This is a genomic window from Burkholderia sp. IMCC1007 (assembly GCF_027257875.1).
In the GTDB taxonomy this organism is placed as follows: Bacteria; Pseudomonadota; Gammaproteobacteria; order Burkholderiales; family Burkholderiaceae; genus Burkholderia.
Window position 1 is genome coordinate 42,653 of record NZ_JAPVQY010000001.1, and the last position, 20,022, is coordinate 62,674.

Sequence of the window (20,022 nt, forward strand, 5' to 3'; positions counted from 1 at the left end):
ATCATGTCAACGGGCAGTGACCAAGTTCACCGCACCCGTTCCGCCCGAATGATCCGATGCGCGGCCGCGAGGCTCAGCACGAGCAGCACGGCGACGAACGCGACGACGGCGTTCCACGCACCGTGTTGCCAGAACGTGCCGCCGATCGAGCCGAGCACGCTCGACCCGAGGTAATACGCGAGCAGGTAGAGCGACGCGGCGTGCCCCTTCGCGGAACCGGCAAGATGCCCGACCCAGCCGCTCGCGACCGCATGGGCGACGAAGAAGCCGATCGTGATCAGCACGATCCCGACGATGATCGCGACGAGCGAATGCGACAGCGTCAGCGCGAGACCGGCCGCGAACACGAGAATGCCGCTCACGAGCACGGGTGCGCGCCCGAGGCGATCGGCGAGTGCGCCCGCGCTCGACGACGACACCATTCCGAACAGGTACGCGCCGAAGATCAGCCCGCATGCCGTTGCGCTCAGATTGAACGGCGCGGCCGTGAGCCGGAACCCCGCGTAGTTGTAGACGGTCACGAACGCGCCCATCACGAGGAAGCCGATCGCGAACACGAACGGCAGCCGCGCGTGGTGCAGTTGCGCATGCCACAGCCGCAAGTGATGACGCAGCGTGAGGTCGGTACGCTTCACGAAGCGCCGCGACTGCGGCAGCAGCATCACGAAGGCGATCGCGGCGAGCAGATCGATGACGCCGATCGTCAGCATCGCGGTACGCCACGAGAAATACTCTTCGAGCGCGCTCATCCCGATTCGCCCGACCATGCCGCCGAATGCGGTCCCGCCGACATACAGCCCCATCGACAGGCCCAGCCCTTCGGACGCGATTTCTTCCGCGAGATAGGCCATCGCGACCGCCGGCACGCCGCCGAGCGCGAAGCCTTCGAGCGCGCGCCAGACCAGCAGCAGGTTCCAGCTCGGCGAAATCGCCGCGAGCAGGTTGAACAGCGCGGCGAGCGTCATCGACGCGAACATCAGCCCGCGTCGCCCGACGCGTTCGGACAGTGCGCCGGCGCACAGGATCGATAGCGCCAGCAGCCCGGTCGACAGTGACAGGGACAGCGAACTCGACGCCGCGCCGATGTGGAATTCGCGCGCGAATGCGGGCAGCAGCGGCTGGACGCAGTACAGCAGCGAGAAGGTGGAGAAGCCGGCAAGGAACAGCGCCAGCGCGATGCGCTTGTAAGCGGCCGAGCGCGGCGACACGCCGGCAGGCAGCGCATCGGCCGCGGCGTTCGGGACACGTGCGGCGGCACGCGAAATCGCAGGAGAAGACATGGTATGCACCGGTGTGCCAGGGAATACCCGGATTCTTGCGCACGGGCACACATATGTCCAATATATGAAAGAAACCGCAGCGATACGTTTTAGATCTGGCTGCGAAGCCGCTTCCATTTACCCCGGGATCACCTAGCGCATGGAACTCCGGCATCTCCGATATTTTCTGGCCGTGGCCGCCACGTCGAACTTCACCAAGGCCGCGGAAGCGCTCGGCATGGGGCAGCCGCCGCTGAGCCAGCAGATCAAGGCACTCGAGAGCGAGCTGGGCGTCGAGTTGTTCACGCGGACCGCGCGCGGCGCCGAGCTGACCGTCGCGGGAGAGGTGTTCGCGGAAGAGGCACGCCGCGTGCTCGACGATGCCGAGCGCGCGGCGCGCGCGGCCCGGCGCGCTGCACGCGGCGAAATCGGGCAACTGCGGGTCGGCTTCACCGGCACGGCGGCGTTCAATTCGAAAGTGGCTGACCTGATTCGCCGCTTTCGCGAAGCGTTTCCGGACACGGAACTGACGTTGCAAGAAGCGACCTCCGGCGTGTTGCTGGAGGCGCTGGAAGCCGGCCGGCTCGACGTCGCGATCGTGCGTCCGGAGCGTCGCATCGCCGACACGTTGCTCGCGGCGGACTGGGACGAGGAGCCGATGTTCGTCGCGCTGCCCGTCGCGCATCGGCTGGCGCAGCGGCGCCGGATCGATCTGGCGGCGCTCGCCGACGAGGCGTTCGTCCAGGTGCCGCGCGAAGCGGGCAGCGCGCTCTACGACGACATCGTCGCCGCATGCAACGCCGCCGGCTTCCAGCCGCGCATGGCGCAGCCGGCGCCGCAGATCGCGTCGGCGGTGACGCTCGTCGCGGCCGGGCTCGGCGTGTCGATCGTGCCGAAGGCGATCACGCAGGTGCAGGTCGCGGGCGTCGTGTATCGGCCGGTCGCGGGCAATGGCCTGCGCGCGCGGCTTGCGATTGCGTCGCGGCGCGATGAGCCGTCGGCGGTGGTGCGCAATTTTCTGGCGCTGGCGTGGTAGGGCGGCGCGGCGATCTCCGTCGGTTCGCGTGAACCCCGAATGGGTCCGGTCGCAGCCTGGCCGGTTGATCGAGGGGCAGGATGCGATCCGCGGTGAATGTTCGGATTGACGAATCGCCGACTTTGTCCGGAACCACTGCTGTCGCGGCTGCGCGGTCGCGCGGCCGCCCGCTATGCGGGTTTCGCGGCGTATCTTCCGCGATGCGACGTGGACTATAAATCGAGTGTGTGCCGGTGCTTGTCGGGCGTCCGCGCGTCTCGCGCCGGGCGCCGCGCGACTGCCCCGGGGGAGGTCACCTTGGTTCGCCAGACGCTTGCTCGCGCCGTGCTTCGCACCGCGTTGATCGGAGGCGTATTCGCCTGCTTTTTCTCGTTCCTGCCGCCGACGGTCGCCGCGACCGTCGGGTCGCCTGCCGCACCACCCGTCTCACCACCCGTCGCGAAGGAGCGCCGGGCCGCACCGCCTTACTCGGTGCAGGTCGACTTCCCCGCGATCGTCGACCGCTACGGCCCGGCAGTCGTGACCGTCATGGCCGCCGCGCCCGACCAGCAGGCCGCCGGCCCGTCGTTCACGATCCTCGATCCCGACGATCCGCTCGCCGCATTCTTCCGGCGCGGCGCACCGCCGCCGTCGGTGCAGGGGCCGCAGGCGCCGGCGCCGGATACGGCGCCGCGTGCGATGTCCGGCACCGGCTCGGGCTTCATCGTCAGCCCCGACGGGCTGATCCTGACGTCCGCGCACGTCGTCGGCGATGCGAGCGACGTGACGGTGCGGCTCACCGACCGCCGCGAGCTCAAGGCGACGGTGCTGGCCGTCGATCCGCAGAGCGACGTCGCGGTGCTGCACGCCGACGCGACGAAGCTGCCGTTCGTGCGGATCGGCGATTCGGCGCGGGTACGCGCGGGCGAACCGGTGATGACGATCGGCGCGCCGGACGGCGCGGGCAACACGGTGACGGCCGGCATCGTCAGCGCGACGTCGCATGCGTTGCCGGACGGCGGCGTGTTTCCGTTCTTCGAGACCGACATCGCGGTGAATCCCGACAATTCCGGCGGCCCCGTGTTCAACCGCGCGGGCGACGTGATCGGCATCGCGGTGCAGGTGTATGCCGGCGCGAACCGCTACGCGAGCATGACGTTCGCGATTCCGATCGCGCTCGCGACGAAGGTGCGTGCGCAGGTCCAGGCACAGATGCGCGCCAATGCGCAGGCGCAGCGTGCGTCGTCCGGCAATTCGCTGGGCGGCAATCCGCTGGGCGGCAATCCGCTGGGCGGCAATCCGCTGGGCGTCGACGTGCAGGACGTCGGCATCGGGCTGGCCGCCGCGTTCGGACTGCCGCGTCCGGCGGGCGCGCTCGTCAACGGGGTCGATCCCGGCTCGCCGGCCGCCGCGGCCGGCGTGAAGCCCGGCGACGTGATCGTGCAGTTCGGCGACAAGCAGATCGGCCGGTCGGCCGAGCTGAACGACCTCGCGGCCGCATTGCCGGCGGGCGGGAAGGCGCGGCTGCGGATCGTCCGCAAGCGCGTGCCGATGGTGCTGACGGTCACGGGGACGGACGAAGCGATCGGTAACGCGGCCACGGCGGGCAGCGCTGGTGCGGCCGGTGCTGCTGGTGCCGCCGATGCGGCTGGTGTGGCTGGTGCTGCCGGTGCTGCCGGTGCGGCTGGCGCTACCGGTGCCGCGGGTGCGGCCGGTGCCGCGCGTGTCGCCGGCGTGGCAGCCGCCGCCGCGCGGCCGGCCGACGGCGGAGATCGCCTCGGACTGACGATGCACCCGCTGAGCGACGACGAACGGCGCTCGACGGGGCTTCCGCTCGGGATGATGGTCGACGCGGTACGCGGCCCGGCGGCAAGTGCGGGGATCCGGCCGGGAGATGTCGTGCTCGAACTCAACGACACGCTGCTCGAAACGCAGGAGGACGTGCAGACACTCGAGGCGAACGGCGGCAGCGTGATCGCGGTGCTGATCCAGCGCGACAACGCACGCAAGTTCGTGTCGGTGCGGGCGAGATAGGGCGTTGACGCGGGCTGTGTCGAGCGCCTGCCATCGTTCGGCATCGCTGCCCGCGATTTGGGCGTTCAGCAGCCATCCGGCATGAAAACCGGCATGAATACGGGCATGAAAGCGGCAAGCTTCATCGTAGTAGTACACAGGCGCGGGGTAAGGTAGCGGCACCGCGCCGGCACCCATGCGCCCCCGACTGGTTTCGGGGGCTTCTTTTGCGTTGCGCACGGCCATGCGGCGCGTGCATGGGCGCCGTCACGGCACGGTTCGTGTGCGGCAGCTTCCCCGCCGCGCGGCGTGCGCGCGCTTATCCGCTCGCACGGCGATCCGGTGCGGACGCGTTACGGCTTCGCGCCGACCACGAACTCGAACGACGCCACGCCATCGACGCCGCCCGTCACGCGGTCGCCCGGTTGCAGCGCGCCGACGCCGGCCGGCGTGCCGGTGAAGATCAGGTCGCCGGCCTTCAGCTCGACCGAGCGCGACACGTATGCGATCACGTCGGGCACGGCCCAGATCATGTCCGCGAGATCGCCTTCCTGGCGCGTTGCGCCGTTGACGTCGAGCCAGATCCGTCCGCTCGCCGGGTAGCCGGTCGCGGTGGCCGGGCGCAGCGCGGTCACGGGGCCCGACGCGTCGAAGCCCTTCGCCCAGTCCCACGGACGGCTCAGCTTCTTCGCTTCGGCCTGCAGGTCGCGGCGCGTGAGGTCGACGCCGACGCCGTAGCCCCACACGTGCGACAGCGCGTCGCCCGGGTCGATCGACCGGCCGTCCTTGCCGATCGCGACGACCAGCTCGATTTCGTGGTGGAGATCGTTCGTCAGCGGCGGATACGGGACGGTGCCGCTGGCCGGGACGATCGCGTCGGCCGGCTTCGTGAAGAAGAACGGCGGTTCGCGATCGGGATCGGCACCCATTTCGCGTGCGTGGTCGGCGTAGTTGCGGCCGACGCAGAACACGCGGCGCACCGGAAAGCGCGCGGACGACTGTTCGACTTCGACGGAAGGACGCTCGGCAGCGTCGATGACGTATGCGGACATCGGATGGCCTCGTTCGATGGATAGACGGATGCCGACGCCCGCGCCACGCGGCACGGGCCGGCATGCAGGAAACGATACCCGACGCGCGCGCACCCGGATGCGACGCAACTGCGTTTTAACCGGACAAAACTACGCGTCGCCGGCCGCGGGCGTGTCGTCGGCGGCCGGCAGCGCGGCATTCGCGTCCCGGTACGCCTTCGGCGACACGCCGACCCGCGCGCGAAAGCGCCGCGCGAAATACCCTTCGTCGCGGAAGCCGACCGAGCGCGCGATGTCCGCGATGCGCCGGCTCGTATGCGCGAGCAACGATTGTGCGAGCGCGATCCGGCGCTCGGTCACGAGATCGGTGAAGGTGCTGCCGGTTTCCTTGCGCACCAGATGCGCGAGGTAGTTCGGCGACAGGAACGCGGCCTCGGCGGTCGCGGCGAGCGTCAGGTCCTCGCGGGTCAGGTTCGCGCGCACGTGCCGCAGCACGCGCGCGAGTGCGTCGCGCCGGCCGGCCCGCTGCGCGCCGCGCTGCGCGAGCTTGTCGAGCGCGCCCGCGTACTGCGTGCAGACGAGCCCGATCAATTGCAGCAGGTAGCCGCGCAGCAGCGTGGTCGAGCCAAACGTGCGCACGCGGTCGGTGTCGAGCATGCACAGCGCGAGGCGGCGCGCCTCGTCGAACGCATCGCCGGTCAGGATGAAGTCGAGATGCTCCTGGAAGCGGAACGGCGTCAGCTCGGGAAAGCGGTGCGCCGGGACGTCCTCGAGATCGAGCGGATCGACGTCGAGATCGGCGCGCAGGAATGCCTGGCTGAAGTTGATCACGACGAAGTGCGCGCCTTCCGGATGCGGAATCAGGTGCTCGCGGTGCGGCAGCACGAACGCGAGCGCGCCGCGCGGAAACGGGCGCGTGACGCCGCCGATCCGCTGCTCGGTGTCGCCGCCGAGGTTGAACTGGATCTGGAAATACGCGTGCCGGTGCGGCTCGGTGATCGCCTGGCGCGACGTCTGGTCGCGGATGTAGAAGTCGAGCCGGTCGCTGCGTTCGGGCATCCCGTACAGGCGCGGCGGGGCGGTGGAGGGCATGAAGGATTCTGCTGTTCGTGGCGCGGTTGAGCCGCGATGGTACAGCGAAATCGGTTTGCGTCAGGCGCTGGCCGGAAGCGGGGCTGAAAGCGGTGGCGAAAGCGGGGCGACGGCGGAGGCCGCAAGCGCGCCCCGCGGCGGGCCGGCACCGGGGCCGATGGCCCGGCGCCCGAAGCGCGCCGACGGCAGTGGAAAATCGCGGAGTGCGTGAAAGCCGTGCTGGTTTCGCTCATCGGTCGAGCAGCGGTGCGACACGCCGGCGCAGCTCGGGCACGACCTCGGCGTCGAACCACGGATGGTGCTTGAACCACGCCTGGTTGCGCGGCGACGGATGCGGCAGCGGCAATACGTCGGGGCCGTAGTCGCGCCACGCTTCGACGGTGCCGGTCAGCGTGGCCTTGCGCGTGTCGCGCAGGAAATGCCGCTGCGCGTACTGGCCGACCAGCAGCGTGAGCCGGATCGACGGCAGTTCGGCGAGCAGCCGGTCGATCCATAGCCGCGCGCATTCGGGGCGCGGCGGGTTGTCGCCGCTCGCGCCGCGGCCCGGGTAGCAGAAGCCCATCGGGATGATCGCGAAGCGCGATTCGTCGCAGAACGTGTCGGCTTCGACGCCGAGCCAGTCGCGCAGGCGCTTGCCGCTCGCGTCGTCCCACGGAATGCCGCTCGCATGGACGCGTGCGCCGGGCGCCTGCCCGACGATCAGGATGCGGGCGTCGCGATGGGCGCGCACGACGGGGCGCGGGCCGAGCGGCAGTTCGGCTTCGCACACGCGGCACGCGCGGATTTCGGTGAGCAGCACGTCGAGCGGCGTGCGCGTTTGTTTCGGCATCGATGCGGAATGGGGACGGAGTGGCGGCTCGGATGCGGAGCGTTCGGGCGGCGCGCCGGAGCGGTGCAACGCTTCGGGCGTCCGGACGGCGCGCCGCGGACGGTGCATCGTTTCGGGCGTCCGGACGGCGCGCCGCGGACGGTGCATCGTTTCGGGCGTCCGGGCGATGCGCCGGGGCGGCGCATCATTTCGGGTGTCCGGGCGGCGTGCCGGAGCGGTGCATCGCTTCGGGCACTCCGAACAGCGCTGCGCGACGCCGCGGCGGCCCCGTACCGGGCGTCACATGCCCGCAGCACCGCCTTCGGCGACCGCAGCATCATACAACGCGGTTTGCGCGATCGCCGCGGCGATGCCCGCGTCGTCATGCGTGCCGTCGAGCATGCCCCAGCGCCGGTATTGCGACAGGAACCACTGGCCGTCGTGCGGATCGGGCCGGTTCACGGTGCCGCCATCGTGGAAGCGGATCGGCAGCGGCGGGTGCGCGAACGGCCCCGCGCCGTAGTCGCCGAGCAGGCGCGGCGCGATCAGCGCGGCGGGCACGCCGAGCGCATCGGGCGACGCAAGCCAGCCGGCCGCGTCGCGGCGGTGCGCGGGGTCGTCGAGCCATGCGCACGCATCGACGAGCGTGCGGATCAGCGCGCGCGCGGTGGCCGGATACAGCGCGACGAACTCGCGCCGGGCCGCGAGCACCTTCTCCGGATGATCGGGCCAGACTTCGCTGGTGACGGCGACGGTGCGGCCCGCGCCGCATGCTTCCGCGACCGCGTGCCACGGCTCGCCCGCGCAGAAGCCGTCGAGCTCGCCGCCGGCGAGCGCCGCGACCATCTCGGGCGGCGGGATCACGACGCTGCGCACGTCGCGCAACGGATCGACGCCGTGCGACGCGAGCCAGTGGTTCAGCCACATCGCGTGCGTGCCGGTCGGGAAAGTCTGCGCGAGCAGCGGCTTGCGGCCGAGCGTCGCGAATGCCGCGCGCACGTCGCCGCTGGCGCGGTATGCATCGGCGAGACCGCGCGCGAACGTGATCGCCTGGCCGTTGCGGTTCAGTACCATCAGCGCGGCCATGTCGGCCTGCGGGCCGCCGATGCCCAGCTGCAGCCCGCACACGAGCCCGTACAGCGCGTGCGCAGCGTCGAGCTCGCCGGTCAGCAGCTTGTCGCGTACGGCGGCCCACGACGGCTGGCGGCTCAGTTCGAGCGTGAGGCCGTGGCGCGCGCCGAGCCGGAGCCGTTGCGCGACGATCAGCGGGGCCGCGTCGCTCAGCGCGACGAACCCGAGACGAAGATGCGCGCGTTCCGGCGCGGCGGGAGATGAAGTGTTCATGGCGGTCAATGAGGTGGCGCGTCGAGCAGTTGCCGCGCGACGTCGACGATGCGCAGCCCCTGATCCATCGCGCGCTTGCGCAGCAGCGCATACGCGTCGTGCTCGGACAGCCTGCGCTGATCCATCAGTTGGCGCTTCGCGCGGTCGATCAGCTTGCGTTCGGCGAGTTCGCGTTCGACGTCGGCGAGCCGGCGGCGCAGCGCGTCGTCGTGCGAGAAGCGCGCGAGCGCGACTTCGAGAATCGGCGCGAGACGCTCGGCCGACAGCCCTTCGACGAGATACGCGCTGACGCCCGCGCCGACCGCCGCATGAATCAGCGCCTGGTCGGCGTCGTGGCTGAACATCACGACCGGGCGCGGCGCGGTCGCATGCATGACTGCGAGTTGTTCGAGCGTGTCGCGCGACGGCGAATCGGTATCGATGATCACGACGTCGGGGCGCTGCTCCTCGACGGCGGCGGGCAGGCGCGCGGGCGTCGCGACGTCGTTCAGCATTTCGTAGCCGAGGCGCGCGAGCGCGTCGCCGAGTTCGCCGATCGGTTTGTCGGTATCGGTGACGAGCAGCACGCGCAGGCGTGCGGGCGGGGCGGACGAACTCATGACGCGAACGGGGGCGGACAGGTTGCGGTGCAAGCGGCGAACGGCGGTTGCGGGGCGCGCACGGATGACGACGGATTCGTGACCTCGCGTTCGCGTCCCCGGCAGCCGGCGCGAACGCGGCTGCGGTAAAGGGAAAGGGCGTGCGGACAGCGCCGCGCGATGCGACGCATTACGCGGCCCGGGGCAACGACGCGTCGTCGGTGGCGGCGGCACCCGCGGCGTCCGTGCCCTGCACGAACGCTTCGCCGATCGCCGCGCCGACGAGGATCACGGCCGGGCTGCCGAGCCCGGCGGCGGCCACGCCGTGCGCGAGGCTGCCCAGCGTGCCGGTCCAGCGGCGTTCGTGCGGCGTGCCGGCCCATTGGACGGCGGCGGCCGGCGTCGACGCGGGCAACGCGTCGAGCAGGCCGGCCGCGATGCGGTCGACGCGGCTCATCCCCATATAGATCGCGAGCGTGGTGCCGGTCGCGGCGAGCGCGCGCCAGTCGGGTTCGCCATGGTCCTGCCGATGCGCGGTGACGAGCGTGACACCCTGACAGTGCTCGCGGTGCGTGAGCGAGATGCCGAGGCTCGCGGCGGCCGCGAAGCCCGACGAGATGCCGTTGACGATGTCGACCGGAATCGCGGCGGCGCGCAGCGTCGCGAGTTCTTCGCCGGCGCGGCCGAACAGCAGCGCATCGCCGCCCTTGACGCGCACGACGTGCGCGCCGCGCAGCGCGTAGCGGCGCATCAGCCGCTCGATGAACGCCTGCGGCGTGGAGCGGCAGCCGCCGCGCTTGCCGACGCGGATCACCCGCGCGTTCGGTGCGAGTTCGACGATGCCGGGCGCGACGAGGTCGTCGAGCAGCAGCACGTCGGCAGCCGCCAGCGCCTTCGCGGCCTTCAGCGTGAGGAGATCGGGATCGCCGGGGCCGGCGCCCAGCAGCGTGACTTTGCCTGTCGTCATGTCGTATTCCAATGCCGCGTGCGGCGGTCGATTGCGTGTTGCGCGGCGGCGGCGGGCGGTCGAAGCGACCACGGCATCCGGCCGTGCCGTGCACGGGGGACGTCGTTGTCCTGGTCTGCTGCGCCCGCCTGCGACGGCGGGCCTGCTTGCGGGGACTGCCCACCGGCGCCGTTGCCGGTGTGTGTAAGGGTTCAGCAATATCCGGGCCAACTTGCGCGAACCCGGCGGCGTGCACAGCGGGCCACGTGACGGCTGGCGTGACGACCTGCGGCGCGCGCCGCGCCGCATCGGCCGCGAACAAGCATGCAGCCGCGCGGCTATAGCGCGCGCGATGCCGCATCGATGTGCATCGCGCCGCGCCCGCGCGCACCGCGATGTCGCACGGCGACAGTGCTGCAGCGCACCAGATCTGTGCCTCCGTGCATGCCGATGCATCGCGCGCGGCACACCGCAGTGACGCGTCCGACAGCGTGCGCGCCTTGTGCGGCGGGGCGTTGCGCGCGATTCTCGCCAACATGGCACGGCGTTTGCGTTAGCTGGTTCGGGCGAATCAATGGCGATTCGTCCGCAGTACCGATTACTGACGCGCCCGGCAACGGGCTTCATGGGCAACGGCGTCCTACGCATCGGGTCTCTCGACGAGACCGGTGCGCAGGACGCCGTTTTTCGTTTGGGCGGACGACATGACCGACAAAGCTACCCGTATCGATCTCTTCAGCCTCCGCACCGCGCCGATGCGCGCGTTCCATCTCACGTGGATGGCGTTCTTCGTGTGCTTCTTCGCGTGGTTCGCGTGCGCGCCGCTGATGCCGCTGATCGCGCGCGAATTCCATTTCACCGCGGCGCAGGTCGCGAACATCAACATCGCCGCGGTGGCCGCGACGATCGCCGTGCGGCTGCTGGTCGGCCCGCTGTGCGATCGCTTCGGCCCGCGCCGCGTGTACGTGGGCCTGCTGGTGCTCGGCGCGATCCCGGTGTTTGCCGTTTCGTTCACGCACGACTACCTGTCGTTCCTGATCTGCCGGCTCGGCATCGGCGCGATCGGCGCGGGCTTCGTGATCACGCAGTACCACACGTCGGTGATGTTCGCGCCGAACGTGGTCGGCACCGCGAACGCGACGACGGCCGGCTGGGGCAACGCCGGCGCGGGCGCGACGCAGGCGATGATGCCGCTGCTCGTCGCGGCCGGCCTGATGCTCGGCTTCGGCGACCACACGTCGTGGCGCGTCGCGCTCATCGTGCCGGGCGTCGCGATGCTCGCGATGGCGTGGGCGTACTGGCGCTTCACGCAGGACTGCCCGCAAGGCGACTTCGTCGCGCTGCGCAAGCAGGGCGTGATCGTCGACAGCGGCAAGAAGGGCGGCTGGGCGAGCTTCTTCGCGGCATGCGGCAACTATCGCGTATGGATGCTGTTCGTCACGTACGGCGCGTGTTTCGGCGTCGAGGTGTTCATCCACAACATCGCCGCGCTGTACTACGTCGATCACTTCAAGCTGTCGCTGAAGGACGCCGGTTTCGCGGTCGGGATGTTCGGGCTGCTCGCGCTGTTCGCCCGCGCGCTCGGCGGCTGGCTGTCCGACAAGATCGCTGCGCGCCGCAGCCTCGACGTGCGCGCGGCGCTGCTGTGCGCGCTGATCATCGGCGAAGGGCTCGGGCTGATCTGGTTCTCGCATGCGCAAGGCATCGGCATGGCGGTCGTCGCGATGCTGACCTTCGGCCTCTTCACGCACATGGCGTGCGGCGCGACCTATGCGCTCGTGCCGTTCATCGACCGCAAGGCGCTCGGCGGCGTCGCGGGGATCGTCGGCGCGGGCGGCAACGTCGGCGCGGTGGCCGCGGCGTTCCTGCTGAAGGGCGTCGGCGACGTGCAGCAGACGCTCAGCATGCTCGGCCTCGCCGTCACGGCGACCGCGCTGTGCGCAATGGCCGTGCGCTTCAGCGAAGAGCACAAGGCACGCGAGGCCGAGCTGCGCGATCGCGCGCTGGCCGCCGCCAGCGTCGCGAACTGATCGACCGAAGGAATCCTGATCATGAAACTCATCGTCATCGGCCACGGGATGGTCGGCCACAAGCTGCTCGAATGCATCGCTGCGAACGCGGGTACGGCGGCCGCGCTGCAGGTCACAGTGCTCGGCGAGGAGCCGCGCCCGGCTTACGACCGCGTGCACCTGTCGGAATTCTTCGCGGGCAAGTCGGCGGACGACCTGTCGCTCGTCGAGCCCGGTTTCTTCGACCGTCATCCGCAGTTCGACCTGCGCCTGAACGCGCAAGTCGCGTCGATCGATCGCGACGCGCACACGGTCACGCTTGCCTCCGGCGAAACGCTCGCGTACGACAAGCTGGTGCTCGCGACGGGTTCGCGCCCGTTCGTGCCGCCGGTGCCCGGCCACGATCGCGATGGCTGCTTCGTGTACCGCACGATCGAGGATCTCGAAGCGATGCAGGCGGCGGGCGCACGCGCGAAGCGCGGCGTGGTGGTCGGCGGCGGGCTGCTCGGCCTCGAATGCGCGAAGGCGCTGCGCGACATGGGGCTCGACACGCATGTCGTCGAATTCGCGCCGCGCCTGATGGCCGTGCAGGTCGACGACGGCGGCGGCCGGATGCTGCGCGCGAAGATCGAGGCGCTCGGCGTGACCGTGCATACGGGCAAGAACACGCTCGAGATCGTCGACGGTGAAGAAGGCGTGCACCGGATGGCGTTCGCCGACGGCTCGCATCTCGACACCGACATGATCGTGTTCTCGGCCGGCATCCGCGCGCGCGACGAACTGGCCCGCGCGTGCGGGCTCGACATCGGCGCGCGCGGCGGCGTCGCGATCGACGACGCGTGCCGCACGAGCGACGCCGACATCTACGCGATCGGCGAATGCGCGGCGTGGAACGGGATGGTGTACGGCCTCGTCGCACCGGGCTACGACATGGCGCGCGTGGTTGCGAAGCAGCTAGCGGGCGACGCCGACGAAGCAGCGACCGCGACATTCGCCGGCGCCGACATGAGCACGAAGCTGAAGCTGATGGGCGTCGACGTCGCGAGCATCGGCGACGCGCACGGCGCGACGGCCGGCAGCCGCACGTATCAGTACGCGGACGAGCGCCGCCAGATCTACAAGAAGCTGGTGGTGTCGGACTGCGGCAAGTTCCTGCACGGCGCGGTGATGATCGGCGACGCGGCCGAATACGGCACGCTGCTGCAGATGATGCTGAACCGCATCGAGCTGCCCGAGCAGCCTGAATTCCTGATCCTGCCGTCGTCGGACGGCGCGGCGAAGCCCGCGATCGGCGTCGACGCATTGCCGGAAGGTGCACAGATCTGCTCGTGCAACAACGTGTCGAAGTCGCAGATCTGCTCGGCGGTGGCCGGCGGTGCGACGAGCCTCGGCGCGCTGAAGTCATGCACGGGCGCCGGCACGTCGTGCGGCGGCTGCGTGCCGCTCGTCACGCAGATCATGAAGGCCGAGATGAAGAAGCAGGGCCTCGCGGTCAACAACCATCTGTGCGAGCACTTTGCCTATTCGCGGCAGGAGCTGTTCCACCTGATCCGCGTGGAGCGCATCACGACGTTCGACGAACTGCTGGCGAAGCACGGCCACGGTCTCGGCTGCGACGTGTGCAAGCCGGCCGTCGCGGGCATCCTTGCATCGTGCTTCAACGAGTTCGTGCTGAAGAAGGAGCACGCGGGGCTGCAGGATTCGAACGACTACTACCTCGCGAACATCCAGCGCGACGGCACGTACTCGGTCGTGCCGCGCATGGCGGGCGGCGAGGTGACGCCGGAAGGGCTGATCGCGGTCGGGCAGGTCGCGAAAAAATACGGCCTGTACACGAAGATCACCGGCGGCCAGCGCGTCGACCTGTTCGGCGCGCGCGTCGAGCAGCTGCCGTCGATCTGGGAGGAGCTGATCGCGGCCGGCTTCGAATCGGGGCATGCGTACGGCAAGGCGCTGCGCACCGTGAAGTCGTGCGTCGGGTCGACGTGGTGCCGCTACGGCGTCGACGATTCGGTCGGCCTCGCGATCGACCTGGAGAACCGCTACAAGGGGCTGCGCGCGCCGCACAAGATCAAGTTCGGCGTGTCGGGCTGCACGCGCGAATGTGCGGAAGCGCAGGGCAAGGACGTCGGCATCATCGCGACCGAGAAGGGCTGGAACCTGTACGTGTGCGGCAACGGCGGGATGAAGCCGCGCCACGCGGAACTGCTCGCGTCCGATCTCGACCGCGCGACGCTGATCCGCTACATCGACCGCTTCCTGATGTTCTACGTGCGCACGGCCGACCGGCTGCAACGCACCAGCGTGTGGCGCGACAACCTCGAAGGCGGGCTCGACTACCTGACCGACGTCGTCGTGGACGACAAGCTCGGGATCGCGGCCGAGCTCGAAGCCGACATGCAGCACGTGGTCGACACCTACGAATGCGAATGGAAGAAGGCCGTCACCGATCCGGACACGCGCAAGCGCTTCCGCCACTTCGTGAACAGCGACGCGCCGGACACGACCATCGCGTTCGTCGAGACGCGCGGCCAGATCCGTCCCGCGACGCCCGACGAGCGCGTGCGCGGCAAGCCCATTTCGATTCCGGTCGTCGCCGAATCCGCGACGCAGGCCGTGACCGAATCCGCAACCGTTTGACCCTGACCGACACCCGCGTCTTTACCAAGGAGCCCATCATGAACGATCGTCTTCCCCTGTCCTGGACCCGCGTGTGCCCGCTCGACGACATCGTGCCGAACACCGGCGTATGCGCGCTCGTCAACGGCGAGCAGGTCGCGGTGTTTCACGTCGCGCATGCCGAAGCAGGCGGCGTGTTCGCGATCGACAACGTCGACCCGGTGTCGCAGGCGGCCGTGATGTCGCGCGGGCTGATCGGCAGCCTGGGCGAGCGCGTCGTCGTTGCATCGCCGCTGTACAAGCAGCACTTCGACCTGCGCACCGGCGAATGCCTGGAAGCGCCCGAGAAGTCGGTGAGTGCGTATCCGTCGCGGGTCGAGGACGGTTTCGTGTGGATTGCAGCCTGACCGTCCCGGAGCGCACATGACCGCCACCCCCGTCAAGAGCGTATGCCCGTACTGCGGCGTCGGCTGCGGAATGGTGCTGCACGTCGAGGATGGCGAAGTCGTCAAGGTGTCCGGCGACGCCGACCATCCGACCAACTTCGGCAGGCTGTGCACGAAGGGTTCGTCCGCGCACGTCGCGCTGCGCCGCTCCGGCCGGCTCGATCGCGCGTTCGTGCGCCGCGCGAGAGAGGAGGATCTCGTGCCGCTGTCGGCGCGCGACGCGATCGCCGAAACCGCGCGGCGGTTGCGCGCAGTGCTCGACGCGCACGGGCCCGATGCGCTGTCGTTCTATGTGTCGGGGCAGATGTCGATCGAGGCGCAATACCTCGTGAACAAGCTCGCGAAGGGCTTCGTCGGCACCAACAACATCGAGTCGAATTCGCGGCTGTGCATGGCGAGCGCGAGCACCGGCTACAAGCAGTCGCTCGGCGCGGACGGCCCGCCCGGGTCGTACCAGGACTTCGATCGCGCGAACCTGTTCTTCGTGATCGGCGCGAACATGGCCGACTGCCATCCGATCCTGTTCCTGCGGATGATGGATCGCGTGAAGGCCGGCGCGAAGCTGATCGTCGTCGATCCGCGCCGCACCGGCACCGCCGACAAGGCCGACCTGTTCCTGCAGATCCGCCCGGGCACCGATCTCGCGCTGACCAACGGGCTGCTGCACCTGCTGCACGCGAACGGCCGCACCGACGCCGCGTTCATCGATGCGTACACCGAAGGATGGGACGCGATGCCCGCGTTCCTCGCCGACTACACGCCCGAGCGTGTCGCCGAACTCACGGGGCTCGCGGAAGCCGACCTCCGCACGGCCGCGCAATGGATCGGCGACGCGCAGGACTGGATGAGCTGCTGGACGATGGGGCTCAACCAGAGCACGCACGGCGTGTGGAACACCAACGCGATCTGCAACCTGCATCTCGCGACGGGCAAGATCTGCCGCGTGGGCAGCGGCCCGTTCTCGCTGACCGGCCAGCCGAACGCGATGGGCGGCCGCGAGATGGGCTACATGGGCGCGGGGCTGCCGGGCCAGCGCTCGGTGGCGTCCGACGACGACCGGCGCTTCGTCGAGAACCTGTGGCGCGTGCCGGCCGGCACGCTGCGCAAGGACACCGGCAACGGCACCGTCGACCTGTTCGAACGGATGGCGGCCGGCGACATCAAGGCGTGCTGGATCATCTGCACGAACCCGGTCGCGACCGTGCCGAACCGGCAGACCGTGATCGCGGGGCTGCAGGCCGCGGAACTCGTGATCGCGCAGGACGCGTTCCTCGACACCGAAACCAATCGCTACGCGGACATCCTGCTGCCCGGTGCGCTGTGGGCCGAGGGCGACGGCGTGATGATCAACTCCGAGCGCAACATGACGCTGATGCGCGCGGCGGTCGCGCCGCCCGGCGACGCGCTGCCCGACTGGCGCATCGTCGCGGAAGTCGCGCGCGCGATGGGCTTCGGCGATGCGTTCGACTATGCGTCGGCGGCCGACGTGTTCGACGAGATCGTGCGTTTCTCGAATCCGGCGACCGGCTACGACCTGCGCGGCGCGAGCCACGCGGCGCTGCGCGACGGCCCGGTGCAATGGCCGGTCGCGCCGGGCACCGCGCGCGAGCGGCACCCGATCCGCTACCTGAACGACGGCGTGAGCCAGACGCCGCGCGCAGCCGCGGACGGCAACGATGCGCCGCGCATCGCGTTTCCGACGGCGTCGGGCAAGGCGCGCTTCTTCGCTCGGCCTCACGTCGCGCCGGCCGAGCTGCCCGACGACACGTTCCCGATCGTGCTGAACACCGGCCGGCTGCAGCACCAGTGGCACACGATGACGAAGACGGGCAAGGTCGCGATGCTCAACAAGCTGAACCCGCGCCCGTTCGTCGAACTGCATCCGGACGACGCGAGCGCGCTCGGCATCGCGACGAAGGACGGCGTCGAGATTCGCTCGGCGCGCGGGCGCGCGGTGCTGCCGGCCGTCGTGACCGAGCGCGTGCGGCGCGGCAACTGCTTCGCGCCGATGCACTGGAACGACGTGTACGGCGACGACCTGTGCATCAACGCGGTCACGAACGACGCGATCGATCCGGAATCGCAGCAACCCGAACTGAAATATTGCGCGGTCGCGTTGACGCGCGTCGACGCGGACGCGTTCGCGTCGACCGACGACGACTCGGCGCCCGCCGACGCACACGCGGACGATGCACCACCCGCGCCCGCGATCGCGCCGATCACGGCTTCACTGGAATCCGACATGGCAGACCTCGATACTTTTGCAGCCGCGCTCGGCGTGGCCGATCTCGCGCCGCCGCCGCTGACCGATGCGGAGCGCCTGTACGTGGCCGGCCTCGTCAGCGGGCTGAAGGCCAGCGCCGGGCGCCGAGAAGGCAGCGTGCCGGTGCTGCCGGCCGGCGCGCCGCTCGCGCCGCCCGTGCGGTTCTGGCTCGACGGGATGCTTGCGGGGCTGTTCAGCCGCTCGCTGCCGGCACATGCCGCGAATGCCGCGGCGCCGGCGCTGCCGGCCGACGCCGCCGCGCCCGGCGGCGTGCGGATCGTGCGCGCGCGGCCGAAGGTCGTGCTGCTGTGGGCGTCGCAGACCGGCAACATCGAATCGCTGACCGAGGATTACGCGACGCAGCTGATGAACGCGGGCTTCGAGATCCGCACCGCATGCATGTCCGACTACCCCGTGGCGTCGCTGGCCGGCGCGCAATACGTGCTGCTGATGACGAGCACGTTCGGCGACGGCGATGCGCCCGACAACGGCAGCGAGTTCTGGGACGCGCTGCAGGCCGGCAGCGCCGCGCGTCTGGAAGGCGTGCACTTCGCGGTGCTCGCGTTCGGCGATCGCAACTACGACCAGTTCTGCGGCCACGGCCGCCGGCTCGACGCACGGCTCGCGGAACTCGGCGCGGCGCGCCTCTGCACGCGTGTCGACTGCGACGTCGAATTCCAGCGCGATGCCGACCAGTGGCTCGAACGCGTGATCGCGCGGATCAAGGAGGCCGACGCGGCGCTGCACGCGGTGCCGTCCGCCGGGATGAGCGCGTCGGGGCTGCTGCCGACCAAGGCGCATCCGGCGCCGTCGAAGCTCGTCGCGAACCTGCGGCTCAACCGTCCGGGCGCGGCGAAGGACACGCGCTACGTGTCGCTGTCGACCGAAGGCGCGAACCTCGAATACGAAGCCGGCGACGCGCTCGGCGTATGGCCGACCAACTGCCCGGAGCTGGTCGACGAACTGCTGTCGGTCACCGCGCTGAAGGCCGATGCGCCGGTGTCGGTCGCGGGCGTCGGCGAGCTGCGGCTCGGCGATGCGCTCGCGCGCCACTTCGACATCACGCGCCCGCATCCCGACACGCTGGCCTTCATCGCATCGCGCAGCACGAACGGCGCGTTGAAGGCGCTGCTGGGCGACGACCGCAAGGCCGACCTGAAGCAATGGTTGTGGGGGCAACAGCTTGCCGATGTGCTGCACGAGTTTCCAGTCGAGCTGTCGGGCACGGAGCTGGTGTCGATACTCAAGCGGATGCAGCCGCGGTTGTATTCGATCGCGTCGAGCCCGAGCGCGCACGCGGGCGAGATCCACCTGACGGTGTCGGCCGTGCGCTATCACAACGGCCGCCGCGCACGCAAAGGCGTCGCGTCGACGTTCCTCGCCGATCGCGCCGGCGACGGCCGCGTGCCGGTGTTCGTGCAGAAGTCCGCGCATTTCCGGCCGCCGGTGAACGGCGACGTGCCGGTCGTGATGGTGGGGCCCGGCACCGGCGTCGCGCCGTTCCGCGGCTTCCTGCACGAGCGGCAGGCGCGCGGCGCGCGCGGGCGCAACTGGCTGTTCTTCGGCGAGCAGCATGCGCAGACCGACTTCTACTACGGCGACGAACTGACCGCGATGCGCGACAGCGGCTTTCTCACGCGGCTCGATCTCGCGTTCTCGCGCGACCAGGCCGACAAGATCTACGTGCAGGACCGGATGCGCGAGCAGGGCGCCGAGCTGTACGCGTGGCTGGAGGAGGGCGCGCACTTCTACGTGTGCGGCGACGCCGCGCGCATGGCGAAGGACGTCGATACCGCGCTGAAGGCGGTCGTGGCCGAGCACGGCGGGATGTCGGACGAAGCCGCGAACGACTACGTCGCGCGGCTCGCGAAGGCGCGCCGCTACATGCGGGACGTGTACTGACCGTGGCGCGGCGGGCGCCGTCCGGCGCTCGCCGCTCGTGGTTCGCCGTTCGCTGTTCCGCCAGCGCAGCGCGTCGCCGGGCGGCGCATGATGACAGCTCCCTTCCCTCAGTCACGGAGTCGCGTCATGACGGCATTCCCGCATTTCCCGCTTCGAACCCTGGCGATCGCCGCGGCGCTGGTTGCCGCCGCCATAGGCGGGGCGCCGGCCTACGGCCAGACGTCGACCGTGCCGGCCGCGTCGGCATCCGCGACACCCGACAACGCGGTGCTGCTGACCGTCTTCCTCGAGCACGACCAGTCGCGCCCGCTCGCCGAGCTGAATGCGCAGCTCGCGCGGCAGGGGTTCTACAAGGCGTTCCCGCCGCCGGGCGTCGAGGTGGTGAGCTGGACCGTCACGATGGGGATCGGGCAGATCGTCGTGTTGCGGCTGCCGGCGTCGCGGCTGCGGGAGGTCAATCGCGTGCTCGAGGAGACGGCGTGGGGCGCATACCGCACGGCGTTCTACCCGACCTACGACTACAAGGCGATCGGACTGGCGGAGCACGAGCGGGCGAAATGACGGGAACAGTGATCCGGCCCCGTTCCCGAAACCCGCGTGCGCTCGCGATTTTGCGCTCGTGCGCGCGGCGTTTCGCGGAGAATTTCTCCCGAATGCGGAATCCGCCCGTCATCCGCTGAAAAATCCCAATCGGTTC

14 protein-coding genes are annotated in these 20,022 nt (G+C 70.1%); 7 read left to right on the forward strand and 7 right to left on the reverse strand.

The window, feature by feature from the left end:
* Positions 1 to 26 precede the first annotated feature (26 nt).
* The gene (locus O1Q03_RS00210) at positions 27 to 1,280 is read right to left on the reverse strand and encodes an MFS transporter (RefSeq protein WP_269500982.1); all 1,254 of its coding nucleotides are present in this window, start codon (positions 1,278 to 1,280) and stop codon (positions 27 to 29) included.
* Positions 1,281 to 1,419: 139 nt separating this feature from the next.
* Here O1Q03_RS00210 and O1Q03_RS00215 point away from each other — a divergent pair, with 139 nt between their 5' ends.
* On the forward strand, positions 1,420 to 2,295 hold the full coding sequence (locus O1Q03_RS00215; protein WP_269500983.1) for a LysR family transcriptional regulator: 876 nt from the start codon (positions 1,420 to 1,422) through the stop codon (positions 2,293 to 2,295).
* Positions 2,296 to 2,592: 297 nt separating this feature from the next.
* A complete protein-coding gene (locus tag O1Q03_RS00220) occupies positions 2,593 to 4,308 on the forward strand; it encodes a trypsin-like peptidase domain-containing protein (protein ID WP_269500984.1) in 1,716 nt (571 codons plus the stop codon).
* A 332-nt stretch (positions 4,309 to 4,640) separates the two neighbouring features.
* On the opposite strand, the gene O1Q03_RS00225 is transcribed toward O1Q03_RS00220, so the two are convergent.
* The 6 genes from O1Q03_RS00225 to cobA form a co-directional block, all read right to left on the reverse strand.
* Entirely contained in the window at positions 4,641 to 5,339 is a 699-nt protein-coding gene (locus O1Q03_RS00225) for a fumarylacetoacetate hydrolase family protein (RefSeq protein ID WP_269500985.1), read from the reverse strand.
* Between the two features lie 129 nt (positions 5,340 to 5,468).
* Positions 5,469 to 6,410 (reverse strand): helix-turn-helix transcriptional regulator, encoded by a 942-nt coding sequence (locus tag O1Q03_RS00230; RefSeq protein WP_269500986.1) that lies wholly within the window; start codon positions 6,408 to 6,410, stop codon positions 5,469 to 5,471.
* A 229-nt stretch (positions 6,411 to 6,639) separates the two neighbouring features.
* Positions 6,640 to 7,239 (reverse strand): uracil-DNA glycosylase family protein, encoded by a 600-nt coding sequence (locus tag O1Q03_RS00235; protein ID WP_269500989.1) that lies wholly within the window; start codon positions 7,237 to 7,239, stop codon positions 6,640 to 6,642.
* Positions 7,240 to 7,518: 279 nt separating this feature from the next.
* Complete coding sequence (locus tag O1Q03_RS00240) at positions 7,519 to 8,562, reverse strand: CmpA/NrtA family ABC transporter substrate-binding protein (RefSeq protein ID WP_269500990.1); 1,044 nt, start codon at positions 8,560 to 8,562, stop codon at positions 7,519 to 7,521.
* 5 nt (positions 8,563 to 8,567) lie between these two features.
* Entirely contained in the window at positions 8,568 to 9,161 is a 594-nt protein-coding gene (locus O1Q03_RS00245) for an ANTAR domain-containing response regulator (RefSeq protein ID WP_269500991.1), read from the reverse strand.
* A 169-nt stretch (positions 9,162 to 9,330) separates the two neighbouring features.
* Entirely contained in the window at positions 9,331 to 10,107 is a 777-nt protein-coding gene (cobA, locus tag O1Q03_RS00250; RefSeq protein ID WP_269500992.1) for a uroporphyrinogen-III C-methyltransferase, read from the reverse strand.
* A gap of 683 nt (positions 10,108 to 10,790) precedes the next feature.
* Here cobA and O1Q03_RS00255 point away from each other — a divergent pair.
* The 5 genes from O1Q03_RS00255 (at position 10,791) to O1Q03_RS00275 (ending at position 19,886) form a co-directional block, all read left to right on the forward strand.
* The gene (locus O1Q03_RS00255) at positions 10,791 to 12,116 is read left to right on the forward strand and encodes an MFS transporter (RefSeq protein ID WP_269500993.1); all 1,326 of its coding nucleotides are present in this window, start codon (positions 10,791 to 10,793) and stop codon (positions 12,114 to 12,116) included.
* Between the two features lie 21 nt (positions 12,117 to 12,137).
* Positions 12,138 to 14,735 carry a nitrite reductase large subunit NirB gene (gene nirB / locus O1Q03_RS00260; RefSeq protein ID WP_269500995.1) on the forward strand — a complete coding sequence of 866 codons (2,598 nt, stop codon included), beginning with the start codon at positions 12,138 to 12,140 and terminating at the stop codon, positions 14,733 to 14,735.
* A gap of 38 nt (positions 14,736 to 14,773) precedes the next feature.
* Complete coding sequence (gene nirD, locus O1Q03_RS00265; RefSeq protein WP_006761456.1) at positions 14,774 to 15,121, forward strand: nitrite reductase small subunit NirD; 348 nt, start codon at positions 14,774 to 14,776, stop codon at positions 15,119 to 15,121.
* Between the two features lie 16 nt (positions 15,122 to 15,137).
* On the forward strand, positions 15,138 to 19,325 hold the full coding sequence (locus O1Q03_RS00270) for a bifunctional nitrate reductase/sulfite reductase flavoprotein subunit alpha (protein ID WP_269500996.1): 4,188 nt from the start codon (positions 15,138 to 15,140) through the stop codon (positions 19,323 to 19,325).
* A gap of 126 nt (positions 19,326 to 19,451) precedes the next feature.
* On the forward strand, positions 19,452 to 19,886 hold the full coding sequence (locus tag O1Q03_RS00275) for a hypothetical protein (RefSeq protein ID WP_269500998.1): 435 nt from the start codon (positions 19,452 to 19,454) through the stop codon (positions 19,884 to 19,886).
* Positions 19,887 to 20,022: the final 136 nt, after the last annotated feature.